The following is a 9,226-nucleotide window of genomic DNA, read 5'->3' as shown; positions in this document are numbered from 1 at the left end:
CCGATGTATAAGCGGTTGTTGGTGCTGGTGATGAATTCGCAAAAGCGATCCCATACGTTGGCGCTTTGGCGCTGTTGTAAGGTTGCTGTCATGTCTTTATGATTGCGGTTTGTAAATTTGGACAGGAATAATGATTTATGATGATTTTTATCTTAGAGAAAATGTAACGAATTGTAAATAAGTTTGAGAAAAAATTTACTTAACTGCTTGATAAGTGCAATTTATCAGTAGATTAGCCCTATATCTAATTAAAATTACCTCTAAACCCCTGGGTTTATAACCATTGTCCACCACGAAACCGCCAACGAGGAAAAATAATTCTCATCAAGCTTTGAGAACTAATAAAAACTGCTAACCAAACACAACTATAGTGAAGTAAAAAGATTCCTATTGATAGTTCATCGTCGGGAATAGGTATAGGCAAAAAAGCGAAAAGCTTAACTCCACAAAACACAAATACCATTTCCCAAATACCAGCAAAAAGTTGATATACTGCTGGCCAATCTCTATCCCAGCGTGATTTTTGGAGATAATTATAAAGAATGTCCCAAGCTAAACCAAAGATAGCAACGTAGGCTAAGATGGCAAAATAGACTGTGTTAGCACCGGGGCCAATTAGTCCGATGGCAAAAGGGATGGAGACTAATACGCCTACGGTTGATAGTAGTAGTATGCGAGTTTGCCAGCGACCAAGTAAGGTGGGTGTCATAATTTTTATGTGTCACGCAGAGGCGCAGAGAGCGCAGAGGAAGAGAATATGGAGATGATAGGGATATAAGAGATTTATGAATTCTGTGTGCCACCTATCACCTATTGATCATGGTTACGCTTTAAGTTGGTAATTTTCTTGACAGTGGTATTTTGTTAGTTCTGACCAGTTGAGAACGGCTTCTAGGAGGTCTTGATAGCCTAAAGTGTTGGGGTGGAGTCCATCGGTAGTGATGCGTTGTTTACGCCAATTTTCATCCCGTTGCATCCATTGGTCAAAGATATCTAGGTAGGGTATTTGTCGTTGCTGACAAGCGAGACGTGTGGCTTCTTTGTAGCGGTATTGGTCGCTGTGGTTGTAGTATAAACAGTCAAGGAAGGGCATTTTGCTTTCGTCCACGGGAACCATACCAATGAAGAGGACGGGACATAGTTGTTTGGCTTGGTCTAGGAGTGAGGCAATTTCTAGTTCAAATTGGGTAAAATCGGTGTAATTTTTGCCCGTGGGACGACCTAAGCGGGGTGTGTCGTTTACACCTACTGATAAGATAATCAGGTCTGGAACTCGATTTCGTAATTCTCCACGATGGCGAAATTCTATTTCTAGTCTTTGGGCTACTTGTTGCGTGCGATCGCCTCTTACGCCTAGATTATAAAGTACATGTCCAGGACTATCTGGTAACATCCACCACCGTCGCAGTTGTTCTACCCAACCACCTTTTTCTGGGTCGCCATATCCATATACTAAGCTATCTCCCAAAGCGACGATTTTTAAAGGCTGGCATAGTTTTGGTGCTACAGACAGCTGCATTGAGGAGGAAGGCTTTAAAGTTTGCATGTTAAAAGCAATATATTTTATCTTTTGACAAGATTCTATACATTTGTACACCATTCCATAGTATCTTTTTTGCTATTTTATGCCAATCTTGCCCTGGAGGCATTAACGGCATTAAGGTGACTGATTTAAAACCCATTTTACCCACTGTCTAAAAGAACTGAGAAAATTCAAGGGAGTGACTCCTGACCCACGGGAGGCAGCTATGGCATCAACTGCTACTAGTGCAGCGTATTGTAAGCCTAAAAAACTATCAACGGCTGCATAAGGCCCACCTAAAGTTATTGCCCCAGAGGCGTACATTTGCCCTTTAGTATTCCGCATTTCTACTAATTCAAAGTTATTGGCTACCACTAAACGCCCTAAATGGTTGAGGGGTAAATTGTAATGTTTAACCAAGTCTGCTAATAGAGGACTAGCTTCTACCTGGGCATCTAGTCCTGTCGCGTCAATAATAAAGTCAGCTGATAGCTTCATTTCTCCGAAGCCTTTTTCTTGAATGTGGGTGATGGTACGGTTGTTGTCATCTTTTTCGACCTTCACAACTTGACCAAAGGTGATTTGATACCAACCTTCCCTTAAGCCCTGTTCGGTGATATGCTGCCAGTCAAGACGGTCAGCAGTAGTAGTACCTCCCCAGTCAGCTAGTAGGCTTTTGCGTTCTTCGGGAGAGGCTTTTTCTAGCATGAACCGCAGTTCCCCACCCCAACAAGCTTTGGGCCAGTTAAAAGGTTGAAATTCGTAGTGGTTTTTTACTGGTCGCTGGGCTTGTTGAAATTTGTTACCTTGGGGTTTGGGCGATCGCATCAAATGTAAAACTGTAATATTGCGATTTTCTTTTCTAGCCTCATAAATACGCTGAACAATTCGTGAAGCCACAATTCCTCGTCCACGAATTAACACCGTACCACCTTGGCGTTCTAGTTGTTCATAGACATGGCTGTGGTCTTCATAAGCATTAACTACAGCTTTAAAATCTTGATATTTTTCCCGATAAGCCTGTAAATCTGGGAGAAACTGAATTGCAGGATATCCTGTGGCTAAATGCAAATAACGACTGACTAAAAACGCATAATTTCCTGGCCCACGGGAGTAAGCAATACAATATCTACCATCTTCAGTTTTACGAACTGCCCGGACTCTACCATAACGATAAATTTGTTGCCAAGAAATGCGTTTTGCTTCCCTATCAATAGAATCAAAAACATTACCTGCACGGGGAGTATAGGTTTCTGCAAAAGTCGGTTCAGCAAAAACTTGCCATAAATATTTAAATGCGGAATTTAGTTTACCTTTAGTTAAATCATGCCAAAATTCCCGCCCAGCATAACTTGGCCATCCCCAAATATTATCGGGACAAGAATCAGAATTAGAACGTAATCTTTCATGTAAAGGAATTTGTGAATTGAGGCACAAACGTTTATAACGGGCATAGGGTTCGGCTTCTAGTCCTACAGCAATAATTTTTTCGGCTTTGACACCACTAATTCTTAATAAATCAACCCAAATAAAACTACCTAAGCCAGCACCAACGGCTAAATAATCACACTCTTCTACAGGTAAACTAGTAGCATGAAGTGCCTGTACTTCTATCTTTACATTATTAAAAATTGGTGGAGGAAAATTACTCCCTAAAGGAGTGACAGCAGGTTTTGGTAATAAATTGGGATCAGGAATATTGGTATGGGGATTAAATTCAATGCGTGAAGGATGGTGAGGCAGTTGATTAGTTGTATTAACCCCAAATTGCACAGTAATAATGTAAGGTCCTATTTGTACAGTATCGCCATTAGCCAATTGACAGCGAGTTTGGCGTTGACCATTCACATAAACACCATTCACGCTATTTTGGTCAATCACCATTAAATGATTATCTTCCCAGTCTTGTTCCCAAGTAATTAAAGCGTGATAACGAGAGACTTCATTACTATTTAAGACCATTCTGGAAACACGGTTTCCGGCTATTTCTGCTGGTAGACGCGCAAATTCTCGACCAAAAGCAATGGGCGCATTTAAATTTGGTTCCCTTCTTTCTCCGGTGGCTGGATCTTCCCAACTTAATTGAATTTGTAAGCTACTCATTGAAAACTACTAATATTAGGATTAATAGGATTAGATTAATTAATAAATGTATTATTTTTTGGTTATAGTTATCCCAGATATCTTTAATTATTCGGTACTACTAAAACACTCATGGCTGCTGCTAAGGAAGTACCACACCAAGGACAACCAATTTGCAAATTTTCTGCGGAAGAAATTTTATGACATTTAGGACACTCTAAAGCATATACGGGTTGTGGTTGTACTGGAGGTGTAGATGGCAGTTGGTAATTAACTCTTGGTGACTGTGGCGGAGTAATGATAGTAGGAGGAATAGAATTAATAATAATTTTTGTAATTTTGATTTGTTGCTGACCCAGATAAATAATACTCCCTTCCTTGAGAATAATTTCTGTTTGATTTAATGGTTGATTATCTACTATAGGTGGATTAGTAGGACGTAAATTTCTAATACAAAAACAATGTTTTTGAGGATAAAAAAATATTTCTACATGTAAACCAGAAACCGTAGGGTGAGTTAAAACAATGTCACATTTGAATGGATCACGACCTAGCCTCACAGTACCAGGATTTTTACTGAATTGTTGTTCATAAATTTGTTGAGTTTTATCTTGACCTGCATCATGCCAATGTAAAGTTAGTGAGTTCATTGTTGTAATTGAGTAAATCTTATTTAGCTAGATACCATCAGTTGCTGTAGGATTTCTAATGTGATGATTAAAAATACAACAAATGTTATATAGAAGTTTGGTTTTATCTAGAAGATGCTAATTTATCCGCTATCCGTGTAGTTTCTGGTAGTCGATATTTAGGTGTGCATTGCAATACATAGTCAATAGCTGTGCCTAAACTGACTCTATGACCGCTAGAAATATACAATGGTTTAACACCTGTGCGAGTGCGTAAAACTGCGCCAACAATTTCATTTTTGTGTATAAGTGGTTGCCAGCTACCTCTAGTTAATGATAATTCTTCATGCTTGCCAATTAGCAAAGATTTTGCTACACCAATTGTGGGTATATCTAAAATTACTCCTAAATGACAAGCAATGCCAAATCTACGGGGGTGAGCAATTCCCTGACCATCACACAGAATTAAATCGGGTATAGTCTGAATCTTTTCTAAAGCTTCGAGAACCGCAGGTATTTCCCGAAAAGAAAGAAAACCAGGGATATAAGGGAATGAGGTAGGACGATGGGCTAAGGTAGTTTCGACAACTTGTAAATCTGGAAAACTTAGCACGGCCACCGCTGCACGGCTAATTGTACCATTTGCCAAAAAACCCATATCTACCCCAGCTACGTATTGAATGGGTTGTTTCAGTTGGTCGATGGTGATGACTTGATGTTTGAGGGTTTCTTGAATAGCGATCGCTTCCTTTTCTGTCTCCGGCCAATCATGAAGTTGATATATTTGCATAATCCCGATTATTCAAGTATTTTTGGTCTAATATTACTGATGCAGATGATTTTTGAACTTTATTTTGCTCCATAATGATATAGATAACTTTAATTTACCCAAATTTTAGGTACTTGATACTTAATTTAATTTTTCAATCTAACAATTAAAAAATAACTTACTCTGCAACAAACGTTAATTAAATTTATGATTATTTTCTAACTAGATAAAGGCATGAACAAGATATTATTAATCGAAAATGAAGAAGATATTCGGGAAATACTGCGGGAAATTCTCACCTATGAACAATTTGAAGTAATTGAAGCAGATAATGGTCTTTTAGGGGTTAATTTAGCACTAGAAACTATTCCTGATTTGATCATCTGCGATATTATGATGTCTGGTCTCGATGGCTATGAAGTTTTACAAAAAATAAGAGATAATTCTGCTACTTCTACAATCAGCTTTATTTTCTTAACTGCTAAACTCAACAAAATTAATCAACGTCGGGGTATGGAACTAGGTGCAGATGATTACTTAACTAAACCTTTTACTAAAGATGAAGTTTTGGGAGCAGTGACAGCCCAATTAGCAAAGAAGAATATCTTAAAAAGAAAATCATTAGAAAAAATAGATGAACTGCGCTTAAATATTGCTTATGCCCTTCCCCATGAATTACACACACCTCTCAACGTAATTATTAATAGCTCTAAATTTCTAACTAATTATTATCCAACAATTGACCAAGAACAATCTATAGAATTATTAAAAATAATTCATACTTCTGGCGAAAGATTATATCGAATTACCAAGAATTTTTTATTATATGCAGAATTAGAATTAACTTTAGCCAATCCTGAAAGAATCGCTCAAATTAGAAGTAAACAAGAATATTGTTACACCCAGTGTCATTTGAAAGAACTATGTCTAAAATTAGCACAACAGGCAGAGAGAGTAGAAGACTTATATTTAGATATTTCCGAAGTAATTGTCTTCATACCTGATACAAAATTTTATAAAATTATTGAAGAACTTTTAGATAATGCCTTTAAATTTTCTCGTAGTGGTACTCCTATCAGAGTTACTAGCAAGTTTTTAGATAATTATCTACATTTATCTATTGTAGATTACGGACGAGGAATGACAGCAGAACAAATTGCTAATATTGCTGCTTATAACCAGTTTGAACGGAAGCTGTATGAACAACAAGGATCAGGTTTAGGACTAACTATTGCTAAACGCTTAGTGGAATTATATGGTGGTCAGTTTAATATCCAGAGTGTGGTTGGACAACAGACCACTGTGAATGTTTATTTACCTGGAAGAAATGAAAAGTTACATCAGGAATTAAATTAATTTAATTTACACTGTTTATTATAGTTATAACTTTGCACAGCACAAAGCTTACACCCCTTCAGGAATCACCCTACTAATACGTCATTTCGATAGAAATGCCGAGTTAGTTTTCTCCTTGACTTGGGAATACTAAGTGCGTGAGTAATTAGTTATCAGGGACAGTCCATGAATAATCCTCATTCTCCCAAACCATCCCCTACGCAGACACCAAAATTGTCTTGGCCTGTTTGGTTTCCCTATCCTAGTTCATGGTTAAAGACATTTATTTTAGCGTTGTTTTTAAGAGTTATTATCTTTTTCATTGAACATACTGGAAAAGTAGGCTTTCGCGTAGCTTATTCTTCTGACAGTCTAGAATTAGCTATCATCATCTTAATATTATTAATCTTATCTCCCATTTTATTAGTAGCATTTACTCATCATTTATTACATGTTATTATTAGTCGATTTATGCCAGAAATTCAAGCACCAGAAATAGGCAAGTGTCAAGGCATATATCCAGGATTAATCAGTTATTGGGAAGGATTGTATGCTTGGCTAGTCATCTTGATATCCACCCTCGTATCTACATTATTTGCAACAATATTAATATCAATATTTAATATTGATTTATCTGACCCAGTAGAATTTTACACTGATTTTGAGGAAAGAATTGTTGCTATTTTGGCTGGTATATGGATGACTACTGGAGCATTAATTTATCAGATTGAGTTTTTATTTAAACGGCGCTTATTATTAGTTTATTCAGAAGATAAAAAAGAGGAAAATAAGGAAAATCTTGTTAATCATATTGACAGAGAATTGAATAATTTAAAAGGTGAAATGGGTATGTATAATATGCAGCCCCAAGTTAGTATGGCTCAACCTGAAAATAAACAGGTAAATTCACTCTATCCACACCGTAAAATTATTAAACAAATATCTCTAGGTTTATTAATTCCTTTGATAGCTGGAGGGATATATTTATTTTCTAAGTTACCTGATTTTACCGTTATACAATCTGCACCTATAGCTTCTCAATCAGAATTAGTATCTACCCCAGAAAAATTAAGCACTGAAAACGCCCCATCTTCATCACCAGAAATAGCACCTTCGACTGATAATTTTCGATTAGCTGTCAATGAAGCTATGGGTGCGGCAAAATTGACACAATCTGCCAAATCTCCAGATGAATGGCAAGAAGTTGTAAATCAATGGCAAAAGGCTATAGATATGATGAAAAGTGTACCTGCTTCAAGCCAGAATTATGCTCTTGCTCAAACAAAGATCACAGAGTATCAAAAGAATCTTAACTATGCACAAAAAAATGCTGTAAAGAAATATATAGAATTTACACATTGACATAAAACACCAAATATTTATCAAGGGTAAAGTAGGGGGTTAACATTGCAAAATCCCTACGAGATGGGACAATTTACCATGAATAGACTTAGTTTTCACTACCTGAAACTATTCAATTTACTTCATCCACATTATGGTAAATTTGTACAGTGTTTAACTCCTATAATATTTTACTGAATTATATTTCCATTAAGTAGTTTGACTCACTGAGTATTTTTCTTTTTCTTTGCCCTTGGTTCAATGATATCTGTACCTACGCGGTAATGCTTGGAAGCTTGAGACATTGTGTATTTCAATAAACTTTCATCTCCTAATTGATAAACCTTTTCTGGTTGCTGGATATGACAATTCAAAGCTTTGATAATTTCTGCTGCGACTGCTTGTGCTAATAAGGGGGGAACAGAATTTCCTACTTGACGAAAACCATGCCATTTAGTGACATGAAATCTAAACCAGTCGGGATAGGAATGTAATCTTGCTGCTTCCCGAACAGTAATACATCTAGGTGAAAAGGGATGAATTGGTCGAGGGGAAGTAAAAGAACCTCGATTACTGGCTGTTCCGGCTCTTAATGTGTTACAAATACCATCAGGGTCTAGTTTGTAAAAACGGCTAACTGGCTCAAATTTACCATGTAAGGTTTCTTGAAATCTTTGAGTTGATATTTCTGAATGAATGGTTCTTAAACTAGATGTTAAAATTTTGCGTCTATACTTTCTTTTATAAGAAAAATTATTGCCATGATTCAGTTGCTTAACATATTCACTAGGTTTACCAAATCTAGCCTCTACCCAGTCTTGTTGATATAGTTCTGGATATTTTTCAATTTTTGGTAAATCTTGCAGTGCTTCTTTTACAGTTGGTGTTAAGGGCAGATGATGATTTAAATGTTTCTTTTTAGTAGGAATTTGGGTAATAGGTTGAGGATAGTTTGGTAATTCTAAATCTTGACGACAAGCTAATAAAAATAATCTTTCCCGATTTTGAGGTACTCCATAGGCAGCAGCATTTAAAATTTGATAATCTTCTTGGACTCGATAATTATTTTGGGTGAATGTGGCAATGATTTCTAATAATAAATTACGATGTTTACCTAAAGTTATGCCTTTAACATTTTCTAATACGACAAATTTAGGCTGTAATTCCAAAACTAAGCGAATATAATGAAAAACTAAAGCATTACGTGGGTCATCTAATAGCCGTTTACCCATTAAAGAAAAACCTTGACAAGGTGGCCCACCAAAAACCACATCTATTTCTTGATTACCAATACTAGAATTGTTTCTAATTTCTGTACCTGTAATTTCCCCAACACTTTTACAAAATATTTTCCAAAAGGGGAAATTAAATTCATGTACGGCACAATGAATAGGGTCTATTTCTACTGCGGCTAAGACATCAAACCCTGCTTGTTCAAAACCAAGGGTCATTCCTCCGGACCCAGCAAATAAATCAACGGCTATGGGTCTTTTGACATTTTTTTCTGTGGCTAAATTAATGGACATTTAATCTGCATACATTCGATTT

At 36.6% G+C, this 9,226-nt stretch carries 8 protein-coding genes; 2 read left to right on the top strand and 6 right to left on the bottom strand.

What is annotated here, in order from left to right:
• Nucleotides 1-274: 274 nt before the first annotated feature.
• The 5 genes from H6G73_RS06785 to nfi all read right to left on the bottom strand — a co-directional run bounded on the left by H6G73_RS06785 (nucleotide 275) and on the right by nfi (nucleotide 5,023).
• Nucleotides 275-709 (bottom strand): hypothetical protein, encoded by a 435-nt coding sequence (locus H6G73_RS06785; RefSeq protein WP_190602549.1) that lies wholly within the window; start codon nucleotides 707-709, stop codon nucleotides 275-277.
• A gap of 114 nt (nucleotides 710-823) precedes the next feature.
• Nucleotides 824-1,546, bottom strand: a complete 723-nt coding sequence (locus tag H6G73_RS06780; RefSeq protein WP_190602547.1) for a GDSL-type esterase/lipase family protein — start codon at nucleotides 1,544-1,546, stop codon at nucleotides 824-826.
• A 111-nt stretch (nucleotides 1,547-1,657) separates the two neighbouring features.
• Complete coding sequence (locus tag H6G73_RS06775; RefSeq protein ID WP_190602545.1) at nucleotides 1,658-3,625, bottom strand: FHA domain-containing protein; 1,968 nt, start codon at nucleotides 3,623-3,625, stop codon at nucleotides 1,658-1,660.
• A gap of 83 nt (nucleotides 3,626-3,708) precedes the next feature.
• Nucleotides 3,709-4,254 (bottom strand): FHA domain-containing protein, encoded by a 546-nt coding sequence (locus H6G73_RS06770; protein ID WP_190602543.1) that lies wholly within the window; start codon nucleotides 4,252-4,254, stop codon nucleotides 3,709-3,711.
• A 103-nt stretch (nucleotides 4,255-4,357) separates the two neighbouring features.
• Entirely contained in the window at nucleotides 4,358-5,023 is a 666-nt protein-coding gene (gene nfi, locus H6G73_RS06765; protein ID WP_190602541.1) for a deoxyribonuclease V, read from the bottom strand.
• Between the two features lie 213 nt (nucleotides 5,024-5,236).
• Between nfi and H6G73_RS06760 the strand changes: the two genes are divergently transcribed.
• Together H6G73_RS06760 and H6G73_RS06755 are read left to right on the top strand one after the other, a co-directional pair.
• A complete protein-coding gene (locus H6G73_RS06760) occupies nucleotides 5,237-6,358 on the top strand; it encodes a hybrid sensor histidine kinase/response regulator (RefSeq protein ID WP_190602539.1) in 1,122 nt (373 codons plus the stop codon).
• A 165-nt stretch (nucleotides 6,359-6,523) separates the two neighbouring features.
• On the top strand, nucleotides 6,524-7,699 hold the full coding sequence (locus H6G73_RS06755) for a hypothetical protein (protein ID WP_190602537.1): 1,176 nt from the start codon (nucleotides 6,524-6,526) through the stop codon (nucleotides 7,697-7,699).
• A 203-nt stretch (nucleotides 7,700-7,902) separates the two neighbouring features.
• On the opposite strand, the gene H6G73_RS06750 is transcribed toward H6G73_RS06755, so the two are convergent.
• Nucleotides 7,903-9,204 (bottom strand): DNA cytosine methyltransferase, encoded by a 1,302-nt coding sequence (locus H6G73_RS06750; protein WP_190602536.1) that lies wholly within the window; start codon nucleotides 9,202-9,204, stop codon nucleotides 7,903-7,905.
• Between the last annotated feature and the right edge of the window lie 22 nt (nucleotides 9,205-9,226).

It is taken from the genome of Richelia sinica FACHB-800, from assembly GCF_014698825.1.
In the GTDB taxonomy this organism is placed as follows: domain Bacteria; phylum Cyanobacteriota; class Cyanobacteriia; order Cyanobacteriales; family Nostocaceae; genus FACHB-800.
Note: the sequence above shows the minus strand (reverse complement) of the source record. Positions and strands in the feature narration are given on the sequence as shown.

Excerpts from the sequence above, each read along its gene's own strand:
- nfi (WP_190602541.1), bottom strand. The coding sequence starts at position 5,023 with ATGCAAATATATCAACTTCATGATTGGCCGGAGACAGAAAAGGAAGCG.
- H6G73_RS06750 (WP_190602536.1), bottom strand. The coding sequence starts at position 9,204 with ATGTCCATTAATTTAGCCACAGAAAAAAATGTCAAAAGACCCATAGCC.
- H6G73_RS06780 (WP_190602547.1), bottom strand. The coding sequence starts at position 1,546 with ATGCAAACTTTAAAGCCTTCCTCCTCAATGCAGCTGTCTGTAGCACCA.
- H6G73_RS06770 (WP_190602543.1), bottom strand. The coding sequence starts at position 4,254 with ATGAACTCACTAACTTTACATTGGCATGATGCAGGTCAAGATAAAACT.
- H6G73_RS06755 (WP_190602537.1), top strand. The coding sequence starts at position 6,524 with ATGAATAATCCTCATTCTCCCAAACCATCCCCTACGCAGACACCAAAA.
- H6G73_RS06760 (WP_190602539.1), top strand. The coding sequence starts at position 5,237 with ATGAACAAGATATTATTAATCGAAAATGAAGAAGATATTCGGGAAATA.
- H6G73_RS06775 (WP_190602545.1), bottom strand. The coding sequence starts at position 3,625 with ATGAGTAGCTTACAAATTCAATTAAGTTGGGAAGATCCAGCCACCGGA.
- H6G73_RS06785 (WP_190602549.1), bottom strand. The coding sequence starts at position 709 with ATGACACCCACCTTACTTGGTCGCTGGCAAACTCGCATACTACTACTA.